Annotated in this window: 15 protein-coding genes; 8 read left to right on the top strand and 7 right to left on the bottom strand. The window is 38.1% G+C overall.

Annotated features, from left to right (window positions below; genetic code table 11):
* Nucleotides 1-5 precede the first annotated feature (5 nt).
* Nucleotides 6-1,037: a Gfo/Idh/MocA family oxidoreductase gene (locus ACSZOX_RS03265; protein WP_437918324.1), complete on the top strand. Its 1,032-nt coding sequence runs from the start codon at nucleotides 6-8 to the stop codon at nucleotides 1,035-1,037.
* Between the two features lie 145 nt (nucleotides 1,038-1,182).
* Here ACSZOX_RS03265 and ACSZOX_RS03260 read toward each other — a convergent pair whose 3' ends face one another.
* The 4 genes from ACSZOX_RS03260 to ACSZOX_RS03245 all read right to left on the bottom strand — a co-directional run bounded on the left by ACSZOX_RS03260 (nucleotide 1,183) and on the right by ACSZOX_RS03245 (nucleotide 5,161).
* The gene (locus ACSZOX_RS03260; protein ID WP_437918323.1) at nucleotides 1,183-2,298 is read right to left on the bottom strand and encodes an ABC transporter permease; all 1,116 of its coding nucleotides are present in this window, start codon (nucleotides 2,296-2,298) and stop codon (nucleotides 1,183-1,185) included.
* A gap of 75 nt (nucleotides 2,299-2,373) precedes the next feature.
* Nucleotides 2,374-3,330, bottom strand: a complete 957-nt coding sequence (locus tag ACSZOX_RS03255; protein ID WP_437918322.1) for an HlyD family secretion protein — start codon at nucleotides 3,328-3,330, stop codon at nucleotides 2,374-2,376.
* A 1-nt stretch (nucleotide 3,331) separates the two neighbouring features.
* Nucleotides 3,332-4,723, bottom strand: a complete 1,392-nt coding sequence (locus tag ACSZOX_RS03250; RefSeq protein ID WP_437918321.1) for a TolC family protein — start codon at nucleotides 4,721-4,723, stop codon at nucleotides 3,332-3,334.
* Nucleotides 4,724-4,918: 195 nt separating this feature from the next.
* Nucleotides 4,919-5,161 carry a hypothetical protein gene (locus ACSZOX_RS03245; RefSeq protein WP_437918320.1) on the bottom strand — a complete coding sequence of 81 codons (243 nt, stop codon included), beginning with the start codon at nucleotides 5,159-5,161 and terminating at the stop codon, nucleotides 4,919-4,921.
* Between the two features lie 205 nt (nucleotides 5,162-5,366).
* Here ACSZOX_RS03245 and ACSZOX_RS03240 point away from each other — a divergent pair, with 205 nt between their 5' ends.
* Nucleotides 5,367-6,434: a hypothetical protein gene (locus ACSZOX_RS03240; RefSeq protein ID WP_437918319.1), complete on the top strand. Its 1,068-nt coding sequence runs from the start codon at nucleotides 5,367-5,369 to the stop codon at nucleotides 6,432-6,434.
* A 76-nt stretch (nucleotides 6,435-6,510) separates the two neighbouring features.
* Here ACSZOX_RS03240 and ACSZOX_RS03235 read toward each other — a convergent pair whose 3' ends face one another.
* Nucleotides 6,511-9,906 carry a 3-keto-disaccharide hydrolase gene (locus tag ACSZOX_RS03235; protein ID WP_437918318.1) on the bottom strand — a complete coding sequence of 1,132 codons (3,396 nt, stop codon included), beginning with the start codon at nucleotides 9,904-9,906 and terminating at the stop codon, nucleotides 6,511-6,513.
* Nucleotides 9,907-9,921: 15 nt separating this feature from the next.
* Nucleotides 9,922-11,190: a Gfo/Idh/MocA family oxidoreductase gene (locus ACSZOX_RS03230; protein ID WP_437918317.1), complete on the bottom strand. Its 1,269-nt coding sequence runs from the start codon at nucleotides 11,188-11,190 to the stop codon at nucleotides 9,922-9,924.
* A gap of 235 nt (nucleotides 11,191-11,425) precedes the next feature.
* Here ACSZOX_RS03230 and ACSZOX_RS03225 point away from each other — a divergent pair, with 235 nt between their 5' ends.
* The gene (locus tag ACSZOX_RS03225) at nucleotides 11,426-13,024 is read left to right on the top strand and encodes an FAD-dependent oxidoreductase (RefSeq protein ID WP_437918316.1); all 1,599 of its coding nucleotides are present in this window, start codon (nucleotides 11,426-11,428) and stop codon (nucleotides 13,022-13,024) included.
* Nucleotides 13,025-13,300: 276 nt separating this feature from the next.
* On the opposite strand, the gene ACSZOX_RS03220 is transcribed toward ACSZOX_RS03225, so the two are convergent.
* Complete coding sequence (locus ACSZOX_RS03220; RefSeq protein WP_437918315.1) at nucleotides 13,301-14,158, bottom strand: mechanosensitive ion channel family protein; 858 nt, start codon at nucleotides 14,156-14,158, stop codon at nucleotides 13,301-13,303.
* Between the two features lie 161 nt (nucleotides 14,159-14,319).
* Between ACSZOX_RS03220 and ACSZOX_RS03215 the strand changes: the two genes are divergently transcribed.
* From ACSZOX_RS03215 to ACSZOX_RS03195, 5 genes are all read left to right on the top strand, one after another.
* Entirely contained in the window at nucleotides 14,320-15,492 is a 1,173-nt protein-coding gene (locus ACSZOX_RS03215; RefSeq protein WP_437918314.1) for a cysteine desulfurase family protein, read from the top strand.
* 84 nt (nucleotides 15,493-15,576) lie between these two features.
* Complete coding sequence (locus ACSZOX_RS03210) at nucleotides 15,577-15,903, top strand: HesB/IscA family protein (RefSeq protein WP_437918313.1); 327 nt, start codon at nucleotides 15,577-15,579, stop codon at nucleotides 15,901-15,903.
* Between the two features lie 173 nt (nucleotides 15,904-16,076).
* Nucleotides 16,077-17,081, top strand: coding sequence for an aspartate--ammonia ligase (gene asnA, locus ACSZOX_RS03205; RefSeq protein WP_437918312.1), 1,005 nt, complete (start codon nucleotides 16,077-16,079; stop codon nucleotides 17,079-17,081).
* A gap of 120 nt (nucleotides 17,082-17,201) precedes the next feature.
* Complete coding sequence (gene fabV, locus ACSZOX_RS03200) at nucleotides 17,202-18,401, top strand: enoyl-ACP reductase FabV (protein ID WP_437918311.1); 1,200 nt, start codon at nucleotides 17,202-17,204, stop codon at nucleotides 18,399-18,401.
* Nucleotides 18,402-18,504: 103 nt separating this feature from the next.
* Complete coding sequence (locus ACSZOX_RS03195) at nucleotides 18,505-20,166, top strand: PNGase F N-terminal domain-containing protein (RefSeq protein WP_437918310.1); 1,662 nt, start codon at nucleotides 18,505-18,507, stop codon at nucleotides 20,164-20,166.
* Nucleotides 20,167-20,191: the final 25 nt, after the last annotated feature.

The following is a 20,191-nucleotide window of genomic DNA, read 5'->3' as shown; positions in this document are numbered from 1 at the left end:
TAAAAATGAATACAAAAAATATTACAACGGGTATTTTATCTTTCGGAATGTCGGGCCAAGTTTTTCATAGCCCTTTTATCGATGCTCATGCTGATTTTGACCTAAGAGGAATTGTTGAACGAAGCAAAAAAATAGCACATCAATATTATCCGCATATCATCAGCTACGACTCCGTAGATGAATTATTAAACGATGAACAAATAGAACTCGTCATTGTAAATACACCGAATTATTTACATTTCGAACATGCACTTGCCGCGTTACAAGCAGGTAAGCATGTGCTGGTTGAAAAACCCGCCACAACCGACCGTACAGAGCTGTTAACATTACAGAAGTTAGCCGAATCAAAAGGATTACACTATATGGTTTATCAAAATAGACGATGGGATACAGACTTCAATACGGTAAAAAACATTATAGAAAGTGGTAAATTAGGCAAAATAATAGAAGTAAACTTTAGATTTGATCGCTACAAACCTACTATTGGCGTAAAAACATTCAAAGAAAAAGGAGCAACAGCAGGAAACGGATTGGTATTTGATCTCGGACCGCATCTTCTGGATCAAGTGATCAGCCTATTTGGTCGTCCAATCCATAGCCATATACTAACCTCCAGTAACAGAGAAAATTCGCTTGTACCCGACTTTTTCACCTACCAACTCCAATTCAATAACGATATTACAGCAAATGTTACTTCAAGCCTCTTGACGGCCAATCCATCACCAGCCTTTATTATCCATGGATCTAAGGGAAGTTTTGTAAAAACAAGAAGCGATATACAAGAGACTCAGCTATTAAATCACATCCAACCACTTGATCCATCCTACGGTAAAGATCCCAAGGAGCAAGCAGGAATTCTAACAACTTTTGATAGCGAAGAAAATCCTATTCAAGAAATCATAGAATCGGCTAACACAACTTACCTTCAGCTTTTCGATGCTGTGCATAGCCAAATTCGACAAAACATTCCTTATCCAATTCGCCCGGAAGAGATTCTTTGGCAATTGGAACTGTTGGAACAATCAACTTACAAATAACTGAAATACAACTATTTATGCAAACATATTTACTTAATAAAGCATCTTTTCTGTTATTAATTTTTCGACTATTTGCTGTATGATAATCCCAAGGAAGCTAAATAGTTGAAACGGAACTTGAAGTATATAATACATTATGACTGTTTCAAGTATTTTCAACACACTTCATTTTCTTCTTAACCTTGCGGATCTTAATAGACAGCAACAAAACCGCTGCCATAAAACAGAGAAGAGCAATGCCACTCAAAGCAACTAAAGGCTTATAAGTATGGTATTTTTCAGCGTGTTGAATAAATAGAAGTCTAAAAATACGTAAAAAATGCGTAGAGGGAACGGCATTCGCTATCCATTGAACCCAATGAGGCATTAAGCTAGATGGCCAAGTAAAGCCACTAATAATAAAAGCAGGTGTTGCTATTACCATTAGGACTTCTGTTGACTTTAATTGGGATGGCAGGATAATACTGACCAAAACACCGATAAAACAGACCGACAAAAGGAATGCAAATGTGCATAAAGTAAACCATGCTAAATCTGTGTAAAGCGGCATTTGATAATACTGACCAAAACCCCAATAGAGAAAAATGATACCAAGCGACATCGACAGATAAGGTATCATTTTGATAAGAATCAATATTACTGGATTTCCTACCTTGTCAACTAATTCCTCGAAAGTTCCATTCTCAAATTCAGAAGAAAACGAAAGTGCTAAACCGAGCAGTAAAACTTGCTGCAACACGGTAATCAATACTCCTGGCAACATAAAATAAAGATAGTTCCCACTTCGGATATTCTGTTTAACAATCGTTGTTTTAAATGGCTCATACTGCTGCGCTGCAATGGTAGCTGGAACTCCTTTCTTCATCTGCGTCTGTATTTGTATTCCCGCTTTTAACGTCATCGCACATACATTTACAGCCATTAACGCCGTATTTGAAGTGAGAGTATTTGCACCATCCACGAAAACAATGATCTCAGGCAAACGGTTTTGCTGGATTCCGGAGGAGAAACCTGCAGGAATATAGACTATTGTACTCGCCTCATTTTCGATAGCAATATCTTTAGCGTTGAATAAAGAAGGGATAATGCGAACAACATCTATGCTCTCATTGTCTCCCAACATTTCAATAAATGTGGCACTTACATTGCCTCTATCTTCATCAATCACAACTACAGGCATTTGAGTCACTTTACCTCGTTGGTATACATGTCCGATCAAGATTCCATATAAGATTGGAGCACCTAAAAAAAGGACCAACAAAACTTTATTATTAAAAAAAAGCTTAAACTCTCGTAGGATTAACGTCTTAAAATGCATCACTTATCACCTCCGAATTTATGGTAATTGAAGGACGACCAAACTTTTGGTCAAAAGGTCATTACTATGCTCTCGATCTTGCGGTACAACTTTAATTTCAAAAAGAGCCTGCTGAATATCGTAGTCGGGATATGCAGTTGCAATATTTGCGTAAGCACTCAATGTCTTGATTGCGGTCACTTTCGCCTTTATTTCCTTATTATTCAAATAAGGTACCTGTACCACAACATCTTCCCCTTTGCTCCAGGCTCCTATTCTATCCTCTGGAAGTGTAAATCGAAAATAAGTACTGTTGTTTAGAAATCCGTTAACGATAGGATAACCAGCCATTGCTAATTCACCAATTTTCAGATTAATAGTCTCTATGCTCATATCCTGAGGTGCAAGGATATACTTTTCTTTCGCTGCCACGTTGACTTCTTCAACAGCACCCAAGGCCCTTTCTTTTTGACCAAGAGCCATGATCTGTTGTTCATAACGCGCTCCTCTTTTCGCTTCTGCCATTTCAGCTTGCGCTGCTAGATATTGGCTTTTCGCGCCTTGGTATTTTGCATATGTTTCATCGTATTTTTGTTGAGATATAAGACTATCGAGAAGTAAATTTTGAAGTCTATCTATTGATTTCCTTGCAAAATCGTACTGTTCTTTAAGACCATCCACCTTCGCCTGCAATTGTATAAGCTGCCCTCCCGTAGCCCCCTTCACAGCCATAGTATATTGTGCATCAGCTGATTGCAAAGCGCCACGAGCCTGTTCCGCTTTGGCCTCTACCTCTGGAATATCAAGTACAAGTAACGTATCCCCCTCATTTACCAAATCTCCTTCTTGAACCAAAAACTTCACAACTTTACCAGGCACCTTAGTCACTACAGTTATTTGTTCGCGTTCAATTTTTCCTTCTATACGATTTTCCTTTACGTCGTTCGAACAAGACAGAAAAAAAAGAATCGCACCTGTAAAATAGAGTCTTTTCATGTTATTCATTAATCGTTTGTAATAATTTCCCAGAAGCATGTAGCAGTTCATACACCGCAGATCGTTGTTGCAATACATGACTAAAATAGTTTAAACTAACCTTGTACCACTCGTTTTCAGCCGCTAATAACTCGGTAACATCAATTAATCCTGCATCATGTTGTCGGGAAGCCATCTGCAAATTATTTGACGCGACTTTCACTTGTTGATTTCCCACTTTCAACTTCAGGTTTGTAGTGTTGTAACTTACTTTGATTTTATCCAGTAACAAGGTAAACTTTTCCTCTACATCTGCCTGCTTAGTCGCATTAATAATTTGATCAAGTTCAACTTGTTTCAAATTATTTTTATGCTGTCCACCATTAAAAATTTCCCATTTTGCACCCAATCCTACCATAAAATTGGGACTTCCCTTCAGATAGTTGCCTGATAAATTTATATCGCCTACAATAGGATAATCTTTGACCCTCAAATTTGTTTGAAATACATTCAAATAATTAGCCGCTCCAAAGGCAAAAATCGAAGGCCATAATGCGCCTTTTTCTTTTTTGTACAAATATTTGTAAGCTTCTGAAGAGGCTTGTAATGCTTTTAATTCTGAGCGTTGCAGAACATCTTCAGGTAAGAAGGAAAAGTAAATTGGTAATAAGGGATAGAATACCCCTCCTATTTCCGATACTGACAAACCCGTTTCTTGTTCAATCTTTTTTATCAAAAGCTCCTTATTCCCTGATAACTCAACCTTTTTCTCTTCTAATTCCAACAATGCTAGCTTAAGTTTATCTCTGTCGTAAGGAATAGCCATCCCATTTGCAATCGCTTGATTGACTTTCTCTTGTTCTTTTTTCAAACGTTTCTCCGAATCAATAATAAGTTTGTTTACCTCTGTTAATAACATCAACTGATCAAACGTTGCTACAATATCTTTTGCAAGCTCTTCCTTACACGCCTCTACTAAATAGTTTTGAGCTTTTGCTTTAGCTTTCAGCGCCTTTTCTCCATTTGGAATCTGGAGACCAGTGAAAATGATCTGCCGTACTGACACTCCTGCATAAGCCACTTGTGTATTCATACGAAAGTCAGTAGCACCCTCAAAGATTCCTGTATTTAGAATAGGTAAATTTATGGTTGGAATATCCAAACTTCCATTGGCATGTACGTACCCATATAAACCCGTTGCCGACACATGGGGCAACTTTTTTGACTTCACCCCTTCTACTTCCAATACAGCTTTGTCCACTTCGTAGCTCTTTAGTTTTAATCCCTTATTGGTTTGAAATGCCTTATGAATAAATTCCTTTACATTCGGATCTACGACAGATTGTGCAATCCCATAATAGTGGTAGATAATCATGCTAAGGGTCAGTAACCCCAAGCTTAATTTATTCTTCATAATATTCATTTATTTATTGCACAACAAATATCTGCCTTATATGGTTTACTTTTTTTAAGATATCTAAAAAAACTACATAGACAAGATGGACTTTAATCAACGTTTTCCACGAATCACACTCAATGTTTGTTGAGAAATCCCTAAATAGGATGCTATATCACCCAAAGGCACTCTAGACAAAATCGTAGGATGCTGTTACATAAGCTTTTGATAGCGATCCTGAGCTGTTTCAAATTGCAGGCCTTGTAGATGTGAAGAAAATCCAATTAAAGATTGTAAAAGAATAGATTGCATCAATTGATTGACTGGAATAGAATACATCGATAGTTTTTCAACCAAAGAAAAGGGAACAATGAATACTGTTGTATCTTCAATGGTTTCAATTCCATAAATTGATTTCCTATTATAAAATGTACTTTCTGATCCCGCCGCAAACATATCTTCAAAAAAAAGTAATGCGTAATCTTTCCACCTGATTTTTCATAAAACATTCTGACAATATACGGAGAAAATCACTAAAAAAGTTAATACAATCATAAATTCCCAAGTTATTTATGAAATGCCTTTTTTTTGATATATATTGCCCCGCATAAAGAAGAAGAGAAGTTTATTCATGATTATTTTTTGACAGCAATTCAATACGATGAAGTATTATCAAATATTAGGCCTTGTGTTTTTCTTAGCTATCGTTTCCTGTTCAGACGACGTGACTAGTCCGGAAACGGAAGAGCGGGACTATTCCAGATTATATGTTTCCTTCGAGGATTACGGAACATCCGATATCGGCATCGCCGACTCCAATATACGGATAGTTTCGAGGGCGGATTCTACTTCGTTCAAATTTGACAAAGCACATGTTTCACAAGCAAAAGGTGGTGGACCGATTTATTTTAATCCTTTTTTGCAAGCGGTAGTTCAAGCTAGCGCTAATGCCACTGTGAGTGATTATTCGATATATGGTATTACGATAAGCTCAAAATCGGTGCTGTCGAATGGCGGTTATACCACGAATTCTTACTTTTCAAAAGTAACAGCTCTGGCCTATCACAGGTCTTCTGATGCGTTGATTGTGGTAAACTCTGACGGATCGAATTCCGGAATATATTTGGTAAATCGACCAACAAGTTTATCCGTAAATCAGCGACCTTATAAAAAAATGTTCACTGAGGATCTTCAAATGCAAGGAGCTGCGTACAAAAACAATCGATTGTATGTCGGAAAAAGAGGCGAAAACGGTGGCTTGTATGTGTTTGAGAATATCATTACCAAATCGGTAAACTCGACAGATTCAACTGCTAATATTAGCCCTGATCGTTTTATCGGTATTGAAAATGCCAAAAATCTCCGTGGGATGTCTTATGATACAGTACGCAATGTACTAGCCATTGTAGATTATGACGATGGAGAAACTACAGGAACAGGACGTATCCTGATATTTGAGGCGTTCGACACTAAATTGACGGGAACGACTATATCGCCCACTCGTATTATCACAGGAGAGAATACTCAACTGACACAACCTGTAGATATCGCTCTAGATGTTCGATCAACCGGGGAATACCTATATGTCGCAGATCGATCTAAAAAAATATTTCGTTTCAAGATAAGTGATAGCGGAAATGTGGCTCCAGATGAAGTAATCACAATTGATCAAACACCAACTGGACTGACGCTAGACAGCAGAGATGATTCGACAATCCCTTACCTATAATAACTCAGTTAAAACAGTATTTCAAAGAAATAAAAGAGGTGCATTAAAAATGTCCTCTTTTACTTCTAACATTTTTTTACAACGCTTTAATCCGAATATTACGAAAAAAAACTTCAGATCCGTGTCCCAAAAAACCAATATGTCCTTTTGAACGGAGAAGTCCAGGGTGCGGCTTATTATCTAACGTACCATTTTTAGCTGCATCAGCTAAATCTCCATCGAGAATAACGACATCGTTCAGCGTTACTCGTATCTTACTTCCTTCTACCCGAATTTCTTCCCTGTTCCACTCACCTATTGCTTTCATCGCCAAACGTTTTGCGGGTATAACACCATATACAGAACCATGATATTGATAATCTTGCAAATTCTCGTAAATAGCTGCATCATTATCTAAAATTTGAATTTCTGATCCAACATAGGCTGCATCGCCTTCTAGGGGAGTCCGAATACCAACTCCATTATTTGCACCCGTAGTCAATTTAAAATCAAAGCGATAAATAAAATCTGAAAATTCTTTTTTTGTATAAAGGTTTTTTCCAGACTTGGCGTCAGGGTTTGCGCGCAAATAACCTTCAGGTGTAATTTCATAGGCTGTACTTTCTGTCCATTTATCCAAATTCTCCCCATCAAATAACACTTCAAATCCTTTTGCCTTTTCGTCATCATTCAAAGTGTAGATCTCTTTCCTGGCTAACTCCTTAATAAAAATATCGCGATACCAAACACGAGAACCATGTGCTTGTAATTCTATTTGCTCTTGAGGAAAAATAGATTGATTGCGATCCCAATAATTTTCCAAGGCAACGGAATCCACGACCAATAAACCATTTAACCATACCGAGACCATCTCTCCAACCATCCGGATTTTAAATGTATTCCATTCACCAAGTGCATTATCGGCGACTTCCAACGGATCTTTAGGCCCTTTTACATTATTATATAGCCCTCCCGATCCTACTTGAGCGCCCACATTGGTACGGGATATATCCCAAATTTGTACTTGAGGTGTTCCTCGAAGATAGATACCTGCATCAGGTTCCTTACCATTGGGATCCAACTTCCAATCAACAAGCAGCTCAAAATCACCATATTGTTTAATAGTAGCAATATTATCACCTTCACCGTTAAAAACCAACTCACCATTTAATACCTGCCAATTTCTGTGCATCTCCACATCCGCTAATCGTTGTTTTTGCTCTCTCTCTTTTGCTGGCATCGACGCTCTTTTTAGAGGATTCTCAACCAAGCCCTGCCATCCATTCAAATCAACACCATTAAATAAAGAGACAAAGCCTTTTTCTTGCGGCATTTCTGATAGATGACGAATAATGGCCTCTTTCAAATAAGAACTTTCACTGCCACCCAAATTCCCTATTGCATTCTCCAAAATCTGCCTTACATCATCTCCCGTAAAAGCTTTATTATCCATTGCTATATTCATAGCGGTATTGGTTGCTGCATTTTTCAACTTCATATCGCCCATATATTTTGCCGCAAAAATCATCGCTTGATAAGTGCCTACAGCTTGTAGACTGCCCAAAACATGTTGCTTCTGTTCTGTAGTTTGCGCAATAGAAAACGCATCTTTAAGATATAAAGTCTTTTGTTCAGCTGTACTTTTATCTGCATTAATTTGACGAACCAATCCGTTAAATAGTATTCCAAATAGTTCATCGGAATGTTTCGTCCGAGCTAACTTTATCAAGGTATGAAGAACCTCTGTATTGGACCAGTTGGCCAATTCTCTTATCGCAATCTCACTCAGAGATGAATTTGTCAGATAGCTTGTCACTGTCGTTAAAGAAGCCGCTCCCCCGACACCCGCAAAAACAGGAAAGAATTTTGCAAAGGAAGAATCTTCTGAAGGGGAAACACCAAGTGCTATTAACTTTTTGATTTTTTCGTCCTTATCCGGACTAGCTTTCAGAATAGCGACCAGTGACCTTTGTAAATATGGGGCATCTACATTAGAACAGCTTTTCAACAAATTGACTATCGGATCGAAATCATCTGAATTGACTACATTTGGTAATGCACCTAAGGCCGCTGCATGTAAAGCCGTATCATCAATCGTTAAAAGAGGCAGCAAAACAGACGAAGATTTTGGATTGCTACGTTGGGCGAGAACACCAAGTAAAACGACCTGCGTTTTCCGATCCTCATGAGGTAATGCACGATTGATTTCGTCAATAATCTGCCCATTTTTTGAGGATAATAGCAATGCCACAATTCCTTTTACAACAGAATCATCAGCCTTCTCAATTTCTTCGATCAAATAAAGGCTATTTTCACCTTTTGATAAAGCAAAAATAGCATCTATCCCAGCTATTTTTGCTTTACTATCGGAAATCGCATCGACATGACTCTCCAAGGTAGAAATATGTGATGCACTACCATTAGAGGCTAAGAATTCAAATATACTCTCCTGTATATCAGGAGACACTTTACTAAGCGTTGCAATCAACTTTTTTAAATCAGCAGGTGTAACCCGAGTTTGCAACAATTCAAGAGCAGTTTTTCTGTATAACGCATTTGTACTTAATGCGCCTTTCATTAACAGCTTCTTCACTTTAGCGGGATCAATCTCAGCCAACAATTGTATAGCTCCAGCTTGCAAACTCGCTACACTTCTCTTTTGAGCTTCTTTATGCAAGACATTTGCTACTGACGATGCAAGATTAGGATTTCCCTCTTTCAACAGATTATGTGCATAAATCAATGTTAAGCCGGCAATATTACTAGAGTCAAATTGATAGTTTACATCTTTCAATTTCTGCAAAAAGAATGGAGCAGATTGAGAACCAGCAATTTTACTGAGCGCTGTATAAGCCGCAAATTGATAGTTTTCCGAGGTATATTTCGTTAATGTTCCAATAATTGCCTCCTCATCTACTTTCGATTGAAGATCGCCCAAAGCCGTCACTATGGCCATTGCTTTATTTTCACTTTTCACCTCTTTGAGTGCTACAGAAAGCGAAGTTGCAGCTTCCTTCGTACGTATCCCATTCAATGCAAGAACGGCTTTATCATATAGAAAATCGTCCTGCAAGTAAGGAACTATAGCTACTATAGCTTCATTCTTCGAAGCCTGCCGCATCAACTGCAGAACAAACGCTTTATTATCCTTGTCCGTTAATTTATCTAAAGCTAATATCAATCCGTTTGAATACACCATACGCTGATCTTCTTTTCCTGGTTGCATTACATAAAATGCATAAGAGTTTGCGGCATATTCCACAGAAGCATTATCAGAACCTTGCGGCTTCAAGGTTAACAGCAAATTTGCGATATCCTCAGCACTAAAATTTCCCAATTCGTTCATTGCTTCTAGAACCCGAGCTTGTTCTAGAGCCGGTTGCTGTGCTAAGACATCTGCAACCTTTGTTAACGAACTCCTATTTACGGGTTGTTGGCCCTGAGTACTAACATACAGCAGCAATAAGACCAATATATTGAATACTTTTTTCATTCTTTATTAGGTTAGTTAGATTGACCAAGGACCGCGCATCGGTTGATTGAGTAATCGATTAGCTGCTTCATCATTTACAAATTCTTGTTTCAAGGAATTGAATTCCAATGTACGGTTTAACCGCAATGCTGCCAATCCCAAATTTACCAAAGTTGCAGAATAATACCCATTCTGCTCATTCAGCGCAAATTTTTTACGGCTGCGGCAAGCTTCAAGAAAATCGGTAACCTGAGGTGCAGGATCAGGGTATGCTAAAAGTTTATGTTCCAAGTCTGGAATATCAGACACGAAACCTTTGTAAAGTTTGCCTTTCGGTCCCTCAATATAAGCTTGTCCTTCTTCTGTACCAGCACCATCCAAAACAATTTGGCAACCATCAGCATAGGTATAGGTGATTTTACGCCATGTACCAACAGCATCGCTATGTTGTTGAGGGGCATCTACTTCTATTTTAACAGGACTTTCTTCATCTTTACCTAAAAAATACTGTACCGGATCTAAATAATGTTGTCCCATATCGCCCAATCCACCGCCATCATAATCCCAATAGCCACGGAATGTAGTATGTACTCGATGCGAACTATACGGTTTGTAAGGCGCAGGGCCCAGCCACATATCATAATCTAATTCCTTTGGAACAGATTCTATAGGTAAGTTCTCTTTTCCTACCCAATAGAACTTCCAATCGAAACCAGTATGTTTACTTATCGTAACTTTAAGTGGCCATCCCAACATTCCCGTATCAACCAATTTCTTTATTTTCTTGACCGGAACATTCATTCCATAGAAATTGGCATCAAATCTAAACCAGGTATTTAAACGGAAGATATTTCCATGCTGTGCCACAGCTTCCTTCACTTTCTTTCCTTCCCCTATGGTTCGAGTCATCGGCTTTTCACACCAAATATCCTTTCCTGATCGAGCAGCCTCTACCGCCATAATGCCATGCCAATGTGGTGGAGTAGCAATATGGACAATATCAACTTCTGGATTTTCTATCAATGCTCTAAAGTCAGTATATTCTCTGACTCCACCGCCCAGCGCTTGTTGAGCCAATGCAAGATGCCTTTTATCTACATCACATATTGCAACAGTCTTCGTTCCGGCATAATCAAAGTGTCCTCGCCCCATAGCCCCAACTCCTATAACTCCCTTTGTAAGATGATCGCTTGGCGCCAGAAAACCCTTTCCTCCCAATACATAACGGGGAACGATCGAGAAAGCAGCAGCACCAATAAGTGATCTTTTTATAAAATCACGTCTAGATGTGTGTTTTTCATTCATTATCGATTAGCTTTAGTTTAGATGAAGGTATTAAGTTAGTATTTTTTATCCTTAATAACCAGATTGTCACAGTATTGTTGGTATACGTTTATCCATAAACCGTATCTCTTCCTGTACATTAAGATAATACGTATAGTGCTAATCACAAGATAAACATTCTAATTCAGACGTAAAAATGGTCACACGATAAACGTATTAAAAAGTTTCTTTCCTTAACTTTTTTATTCTAATTTTAATGGAGTACATATATATGGCTTCAAACAACGTACAAATAAGAGATTTCACGCGGATTGATGCGATAAAGAGCCTCCAATCAGAAAAACTATGGGATATTATAGTCATCGGAGGCGGAGCAACTGGTCTGGGAATAGCGGTAGATGCTGCCTCTCGTGGGTACAAAACGCTGCTTGTTGAAAAACATGATTTTGCGAAAGGTACTTCTAGCAAAAGCACCAAACTTGTGCATGGCGGCGTAAGGTATTTAGCAAATGGAGACTTCAAACTCGTATATGCAGCTTTACATGAACGTGGTCTTATTTTTCAAAATGCTCCACACCTTGCTTCTATTCAACGTTTTATTATACCGCTTTATCATTTTTTCTCAGCCTTTAAATACTTTAGCGGATTAACACTATATGATTGGATGGCAGGAGACTTACGAATAGGAAAATCTAAGTTGTTATCAAAAAAAGCCGTTATTCGGCAAATCCCGACCGTAAAACAAAAGGGGCTGATCGGAGGAATCGCATACTTTGACGGTCAGTTTGACGATGCTCGATTTGCTATAAATCTAGCGCAAACAGCGAATGAGCATGGCGCTACCGTTCTCAACTATACCAACGTTATTCAAATAACAAAGGATAAAAATGGAAAAGCAACTGGCGTTATTTTTACCGATAGCGAATCGCAAAAAACGTATACAGCGGAAGCGAAAACTATTATTAACGCTACCGGAATTTTCGTTGACGATATCTTGAAATTAGATATGCCTGATCACCAAAATCTCGTAAGACCTAGTCAAGGTACCCACATTGTTCTCGATGCTCATTTTTTAGGTGGCAGTGATGCCCTGATGGTACCAAAGACGAGTGATGGGCGTGTACTATTCGCAGTACCCTGGCACGGAAAGGTACTATTAGGGACGACAGATACTCCGTTAAATGAGCATGAGATAGAACCCCGACCTTTGGCCGAGGAGATAAGCTTTATCCTCAATACGGCAGGTTCTTATTTAAACCCAGCACCGAGTCATACCCATATAAGAAGCATTTTTGCTGGTTTACGTCCTCTAGCAGCGCCTAGAGATAATCAAGAAACAAAAGAGATATCACGGGATCACAAGCTGTTTACAAGTCAATCAGGCTTAATTAGCATTACAGGAGGTAAATGGACTACATATCGCAAAATGGCAGAAGAGGCCGTGAATTTAGCAATTCAAGTAGGACAACTCACTCCACAAACCTGTCAAACCAAACACTTAAGAATTCATGGCTACGATACACAAAAACGAGATGATCATTGGCAGATATACGGAGCAGATATTCACCATATTGAAGCTTTAATAAAGGAAAACCCTTCATTTGCCGAGAAAATACATCCTGAATTTGATTTCTGTATTGCGGAAGTTATATGGGCCTGCAAAAACGAGATGGCTCTCAAAGTGGAAGATTTTCTAGCCCGTCGTATACGGATGTTATTATTAAACGCAAAAGCATCTCTGCAAGCGGCCCCTCTTGTCGCTAAAACTATGGCACAACAATTGGGAAAAGATGAACAATGGATAAAAAAAGAACTTGCTGACTATCATCAACTAGTTCAAAATTACATCTTATAAATGTAAAACCATTTAACAGTTTACACGTTACATAGCAAAGTGCGAATCAATATGAAATGTCCATGATACAAACCGAATGTAATGAGCTCATTTATTCCGATGAAATCTAATACTTATAAACAATAATATTCATATGAAAAAAGCCTTATTCAAATTTTTAAATAAAGTAAACAAACGCTTATTACCCAGACTTTATAAAAAAGACCCAAGCCGACTCAAACCTTGGGAGCGTATTATTCTAGCATATAAATACTATATTCTAACTCGTTCCTTAGATTAATCCTTATCTTTTTTTGGAAGACTCGCTAAAATAGTACCATCGGACTTGATATGCATCTCTGTTTGAGGGTAAGGAATAGATATGCCTTTTGCATCCAGTGCCAATTTTATTCTTTCTTGTAATTCATTATGTGTCGCCCAAAATTGTTCTTTATTTACCCAACCACGAATTGTTAAGTTGACAGCGCTATCGGCCAATTCGCTAACAAAAATCTCCGGCTTAGGTGTATCTAATATCCGTTCATCGGATTGAATGAGCGCGAGTATAACATCTTTAGCCTCTTTGATATTATCATCGTAAGAGATACCAACGATGAATTGAAATCGACGAGAAATAATTTTCGTAAAGTTCTTGATAACGGAATTCGCAAGAGTACCGTTGGGACTAAAAACCCGGATTCCCTCGCCGCTAAGCAAAGTGGTATATAAGATATCTATACGTTCTACTGTGCCCTCAGAACCGTTGTTGCTCGATATATAATCTCCTACTTCGAATGGACGGAAGAGCAAGATAAGCACTCCGCCAGCGAAATTGGAAAGACTTCCTTGTAGTGCCAACCCCACCGCTAACCCAAAAGCAGATAATGCCGCGATAAAGGAAGTCGTCTGAATTCCCATAGTATTAGCTACAGTTAGAAAAAGCAAACAATAAAGAGAAAATTTAATCAAACTACTCAGGAAACTACGAATAGATCGATCTACATTCTTCTTCTCAAAACGACGTGCTATCAACCGCAATGCAAGATTAATAAGGTACTTTCCTACAACAAGAATAACGAGCGCAATAAGAACGCTTGGCAATTTTAAAATGACTAAGTCAATTAACTTTTCAATGCTGCTTTCAAATTTTTCCATAATACAAATCTAAAATATTATCGTACAGCATCCATCGTTTTATCTAATTTACTTTTTGAATTCCTCCTATTTTCTTTGAAAATTTGTAAATCCACCTGTTATTAAATAATTATTTGCACAAAAAAAACCAAACTGTCATTCGTTTAGATTACCTTTAATTTATGTCATGGATATACTTAGACAATAATGCTACAACAAAAATAGACCCTTCGGTATTAGATGCCATGTTACCATTTTTACAGGAAGCTTATGGAAATGCATCCAGCATACAACATCGTTTAGGTCGAGAAGCCAATCAAGCCGTAGAGCTAGCTCGCCATCAAATCGCAAACAAATTGGGAGCTCGGGATAACGAAATTTTCTTCACATCAGGTGCAACAGAAAGTATTAACGCTGTATTACGGGGAATTTCTGAGGCCTACAAAAGAAAAGGCAGTCATATTATCACCTGTCAGACGGAACATAAAGCAGTACTTAGCACATGTGCTAACCTCGAACGCAAGGGCATTGAAATCACGTACCTTCCCGTAGATGAATCCGGTGCTATTAATCTGCAACAATTACGGGATAGCATACGTAATGATACCATACTTGTCGCGTTAATGGCAGCTAACAATGAGTCCGGTGTTCTGCATCCTTATCTGGAGATTGCCAGGATTTGCGAAGAAAAAGACGTCTTATATTTTTGTGATGCCACACAACTTGTAGGTAAAAAAGAAATCAACTTACAGGAAGTTCCCATAGACATCCTAACTTTTAGTGCGCACAAGATACATGGACCAAAGGGAATTGGAGCTCTTTTTATACGTAGAAAAAGAAAACCTATACAAATTCCTGCACTTATCACGGGAGGTAAACAAGAACAAGGGTTTAGAGGAGGGACATTGAATGTTCCCTATATCGTTGGTTGTGGCAAGGCGATAGAAATTGCGAAAAACCATGCCCAACTAAAAGATTACAGAAATTTTATAGAACAAGAAATTGTCAATAGAGTTCCACAAGTTATTGTTCATGCCGCTTCAAATCATCGGCTTGACAATACTAGTTTTATCGCTTTTCGGCATTTAAAATCGGCGGAGCTAATAACAGCTCTCCCCCATATTGCGCTGTCTTCGGGCTCGGCTTGTGCCTCGGGACTCTTAGATCCTTCTCATGTACTTAAGGCCATGCATGTTAACGATGACGATGCTTTTAGTAGTATCCGTATTAGTCTCAGCAAATTTAACGAAAGAGAGGAAATTGAACGATTTGTGGAAGAGATTATTGGAACTGTTCAGAACTTGCGGGAATTATCTCCTATTTGGAAGATGTATAAAGACGGATTAATTGATTAAATTTGACATTTGTACAACCCTCTTTAATTGCAAAAATTAGAAAGATTATCGACTTTTGTATAAACTTCAATAACGATACACGAAATGGTAACTATCACAGATAAAGCAAAAGAACGTATTCAGCAAATCATGCAGAATGAGCAATATGATGACAGCTATTTTGTACGCGTAGCTGTTGAAAGTGGCGGGTGCTCTGGACTATCCTATAAATTGAACTTTGATAACGAAGAAAAAAAAGGAGATCAATTTTGTGAAGATAAAGGTGTGAAAATCTGCCTAGACATCAAATCTTACCTTTATTTAGCAGGTACAGAATTAGACTATTCAGAAGGCTTAAATGGGAAAGGTTTCGAATTTCACAACCCGAATGCCAGCCGTACCTGTGCCTGTGGCGAGAGCTTTTCAGTATAATAAAAAGCTGCCTATATCTTAATAAAGGCCTGTTTTAAAACAGGCCTTTATTATTACTACGATATTTTCAATAAAAAATCAAACAAACCAATAAAATCACTAATTTTACCCTTATTTTTTAAAAAAATAACAATCAACAACAATGATGATTGTTATTTGGACGCTAACATCATATGGGACGTAACTTACTAAAAACCGAACAAGCCATCACGTTTGTAAAGGAGACTTTTTCAAAAAAATTAATTAAGGGATTAAACCTCATCCCTGTTTCTTCGCCACTAGTTGTATTAGATGGTACTGGTATCAACGACGATTTAAATGGAGTAGAACGGCCTGTCGGTTTTCCTATCAAATCACTAAATGATCAACGTGCTGTTGTAGTACACTCTTTAGCGAAATGGAAACGCGTTCGTCTCAAAGAGCTGGATATCGAAGAAGGAGAAGGTATTTTAACAGATATGAGAGCCCTTCGTCCCGATGAAGACTATACGCCTATTCATTCTATATATGTGGATCAGTGGGATTGGGAAAAACATATCGCGTTGACTGATCGGAACCTTTCCTACCTCCAAAATACTGTTTTAACGATTTACAACGCTTTATATGAGACAGAACAAGAAGTACAACAGCGTTATCCTGAAAAAGTAGCGGTTTTACCTCAGGAAATAAAATTTGTATCTTCTGAAGAACTCCTATCTATTTATCCCGACCTTTCCCCAAAGGAGCGCGAAAATGCCATAGCTAAAGCGCATGGGGCTGTATTTTTATACGGTATAGGAGCTAATTTGAGTAATGGTGTTCCACATGATGGAAGAGCCGCCGATTACGATGACTGGAGTACCGATAATGAAAATGGCTACAAAGGGTTGAATGGTGATATCTTGGTTTGGAACCCGATATTAAATACAGCCTTCGAATTATCTTCTATGGGCATCCGTGTCGATAAGACCGCGTTATTACATCAACTTACGGTTAGAAATAATCAGGAACGCACAAAATTATCTTTTCATACCATGCTTCTCAATGATCAATTGCCACAGTCTATAGGCGGGGGAATAGGGCAATCGAGGGTATGTATGTTTATGTTAAAGAAAGCGCATATTGGTGAAGTTCAGGTTAGTATTTGGGATCAAAATCATCGTCTTCATTTGGCGGGACAAGACATAAACTTGCTGTAAATATCTTTTCAATACAGATTAACGAATTTAAATTGAAACGAATTAACGTTTAGATGTTCTCTTAATTCTATTAAATTTAGTTAATTTGCGTCTTTATTTTTTGAATAGATAGAAAATATTATGATTATACAACCACGCGTAAGAGGATTTATCTGCTTGACTTCGCATCCAGAAGGTACAGCGGAGCATGTTAGACAACAGATAAATTATGTAAAGTCTAAGGGTAAAATTGAGAACGGACCAAAAAAAGTATTAGTAATTGGTGCTTCTACTGGCTTCGGGTTGGCTTCAAGAATAACCGCTGCATTTGGTTCTGACGCCGCAACAATAGGTGTGTTTTTCGAAAAACCCGCTGCCGTAGGGAAACCAGGCACTGCTGGTTGGTATAATAGCGCAGCCTTCGAACAGCAAGCTCAAGAAGCTGGGCTCTACGCAAAAAGTATAAATGGAGATGCTTTCTCTGACGAAATTAAAAAACAAGCTATTGCACTAATCAAAGAAGATTTAGGACAAGTAGATCTTGTTGTTTATTCATTGGCGTCGCCACGTCGTACCCATCCAAAAACGGGAATCGCACATGCGTCTGTCTTGAAACCTATTGATCAGCCTTTCACTAACAAAACAGTAGATTTTCATGCTGGTGTTGTTTCTGACATCTCTATTCAGCCGGTAGAAAACCAGGAAGATATCGAAAACACAGTTGCTGTTATGGGTGGCGAGGATTGGAAGTTTTGGATAGAAGAACTAAAAGCGGCGAATGTACTTGCAGAAGGTGTAAAAACCGTTGCGTATTCTTATATAGGCCCTGAACTTACTTATCCAATTTACAGAAATGGTACGATAGGAAGAGCTAAAGATGATTTGGAAGCTACTGTCCCTGTGCTTAATGACCTTTTAGCAGACCTTAATGGCGTGAGCTATGTCTCTGTGAATAAAGCATTGGTAACACAATCTAGCTCTGCAATTCCTGTAGTTCCTCTGTATATTTCTTTACTCTATAAGGTAATGAAAGAGAAAGGAATCCACGAAGGTACGATCGAGCAAATGCAACGATTATTTGCTGAAAGGTTGTATTCCAATGCGGAATTACCTTTAGACGAAAAAGGAAGAATCCGTGTAGATGATTTAGAAATGCGTGAAGATGTACAGTCTGAAGTTGCTAAACTTTGGGAACAAGCAAACACTGAAAATTTAGAAGAAATTTCGGATATAGCAGGTTATCGTAATGATTTCTTTAATCTCTTCGGCTTCAACTTTGTTAATGTGAATTACGATGCAGATACCAATGAAGTAGTAACGGTCCCTAGTATCAAAGACTAATAATATTTAAAATATAAAAAAAGGCGATAGAAATTTCTATCGCCTTTTTTTCTGAAAGAGCTTATTCACTACAATCAAAAATCCCCTCTTTACTAAACGTCCAATGAAATTTATTATCTCGATTTTACCCTATTTTTTGTTTAGCTTACTACATGCACAATCCTACAAAGTTACTTATCAGCAAAGTTATCACGACAAGACAAGCGCAGAGGAGAAAAACATAATAGTATTTACGGATAGTAAGCAAACGGTTATTACTTCTACACCGATTATCCAATCACTCATGCCCTACCCTTATGAGGTTCTTTATATCTACAGAGAGCAAAATAATCATTTATACAAAGTAACAAACATATCTGCAGATAGGGAAATTGCAACGTTGGACACCTTCAGTTTAGAAAAGAACAGTATAAATCTGAATACAACAGACCGCAAGCAAATTTTGGGATACAACTGTAAAAAAGCTACCCTTTCTGTAAATTCAAATCAAATAGAGCTTTGGTATACCACTGAACTCCATGTAAAAGGAGCCCCCAACGAATTCGGTCAAAATATAGGCTTGGTATTGGAATATGTAAGAAACGGGAATACAAAAATTACCGCCACTAAGATAGAAAAGATAAAACATGTTCCTTCAAATGCTTCTCTTAGATCATTCTCGCCCTTGGTTGACCCATTAACTTATCAAGATGAGCTTTGGAGAAGTCGTTTTATACAAGTTCCAATTTTTAAAAATGAACAGATTAACTTTACCGAAACACCAAAATCGGATAGTATAATACGTTTTGCGCACGGAACGGTAATTCTAAAGCGGGTAAAAATCCCAGCGGTAGACAAGCAAGGACAGGCTTTTATTCAACTTATTGAAAAATCAAATGGTGATGCCTATGATAGAACGGGATCTGTCTTCATGATAGCGGAAGATCAGGCACAGACCTTTTTAGACGGCATGAAAAATGGCATGCATACACTTCCATTATATGACAATGGAGATGGTCAAAAATACCCTGGCATGGTACGTACCACAGGATATTCACCGTTATTAGAACTTATGCGCTTTTTTACCCCATTTGGTATAGCTCATTTTAACAACCGCCTAACACTAAAAGATAAAACCTGGCAAGATTCGGTCATTTATAGACAAGATATATCTGAGTTTTTATCCCTTCTATCAGGCAAGGAAGTCTATATAGGCGCATACATTGGCAACTATGACAAAGGAGGACATACCATAAGTTTAGAAATGACATTTCATAAAGGACTTTCAAAAATGAACTACACACACATCATCCCTATTTTCAACAGTACGAATGTCATGGAAATGGGAGGTCAAACCTATGCAACATTTTTTAGTCAACAACATGGTTTAGAAGTCACATTTGATTTACCTAAAGCAGCAACAGATGTTCAACTTCGTTACATATCGACAGGTCATGGAGGTTGGGAAAACGGGGACGAATTTGTTCCCAAAGAAAACAGTATCTATATCGATAATAAATTGATTTTTAAATTTACACCTTGGCGCACAGATTGTGGCTCCTATCGCCTATTCAATCCTGTGTCTGGGAATTTCCAGAATGGTTTATCCTCATCAGACCTCAGTCGTTCCAATTGGTGCCCCGGTACAGTGACTACTCCAAATTATATCAATTTAGGAAATCTACCGGAAGGCAAACATACGATACGTGTACATATACCACAAGGTGCCCCAGAAGGTAACAGCTTTAGCTTTTGGAATGTCTCGGGAGCAATTTTGTACAACTAACTAAACAGATAAACAAGAAAGGATC

Origin of the sequence: Sphingobacterium sp. LRF_L2 (assembly GCF_965644235.1) — a bacterium.
Taxonomy (GTDB): domain Bacteria; phylum Bacteroidota; class Bacteroidia; order Sphingobacteriales; family Sphingobacteriaceae; genus Sphingobacterium.
Note: the sequence above shows the minus strand (reverse complement) of the source record. Positions and strands in the feature narration are given on the sequence as shown.

Coding starts and splice junctions, on each gene's coding strand:
- ACSZOX_RS03265 (WP_437918324.1), top strand. CDS start 6: ATGAATACAAAAAATATTACAACGGGTATTTTATCTTTCGGAATGTCG.
- ACSZOX_RS03255 (WP_437918322.1), bottom strand. CDS start 3,330: ATGAAAAGACTCTATTTTACAGGTGCGATTCTTTTTTTTCTGTCTTGT.
- ACSZOX_RS03250 (WP_437918321.1), bottom strand. CDS start 4,723: ATGAAGAATAAATTAAGCTTGGGGTTACTGACCCTTAGCATGATTATC.
- ACSZOX_RS03245 (WP_437918320.1), bottom strand. CDS start 5,161: ATGTTTGCGGCGGGATCAGAAAGTACATTTTATAATAGGAAATCAATT.
- ACSZOX_RS03240 (WP_437918319.1), top strand. CDS start 5,367: ATGAAGTATTATCAAATATTAGGCCTTGTGTTTTTCTTAGCTATCGTT.
- ACSZOX_RS03235 (WP_437918318.1), bottom strand. CDS start 9,906: ATGAAAAAAGTATTCAATATATTGGTCTTATTGCTGCTGTATGTTAGT.
- ACSZOX_RS03230 (WP_437918317.1), bottom strand. CDS start 11,190: ATGAATGAAAAACACACATCTAGACGTGATTTTATAAAAAGATCACTT.
- ACSZOX_RS03225 (WP_437918316.1), top strand. CDS start 11,426: ATGGAGTACATATATATGGCTTCAAACAACGTACAAATAAGAGATTTC.
- ACSZOX_RS03220 (WP_437918315.1), bottom strand. CDS start 14,158: ATGGAAAAATTTGAAAGCAGCATTGAAAAGTTAATTGACTTAGTCATT.
- ACSZOX_RS03215 (WP_437918314.1), top strand. CDS start 14,320: ATGTCATGGATATACTTAGACAATAATGCTACAACAAAAATAGACCCT.
- ACSZOX_RS03210 (WP_437918313.1), top strand. CDS start 15,577: ATGGTAACTATCACAGATAAAGCAAAAGAACGTATTCAGCAAATCATG.
- asnA (WP_437918312.1), top strand. CDS start 16,077: ATGGGACGTAACTTACTAAAAACCGAACAAGCCATCACGTTTGTAAAG.
- fabV (WP_437918311.1), top strand. CDS start 17,202: ATGATTATACAACCACGCGTAAGAGGATTTATCTGCTTGACTTCGCAT.
- ACSZOX_RS03195 (WP_437918310.1), top strand. CDS start 18,505: ATGAAATTTATTATCTCGATTTTACCCTATTTTTTGTTTAGCTTACTA.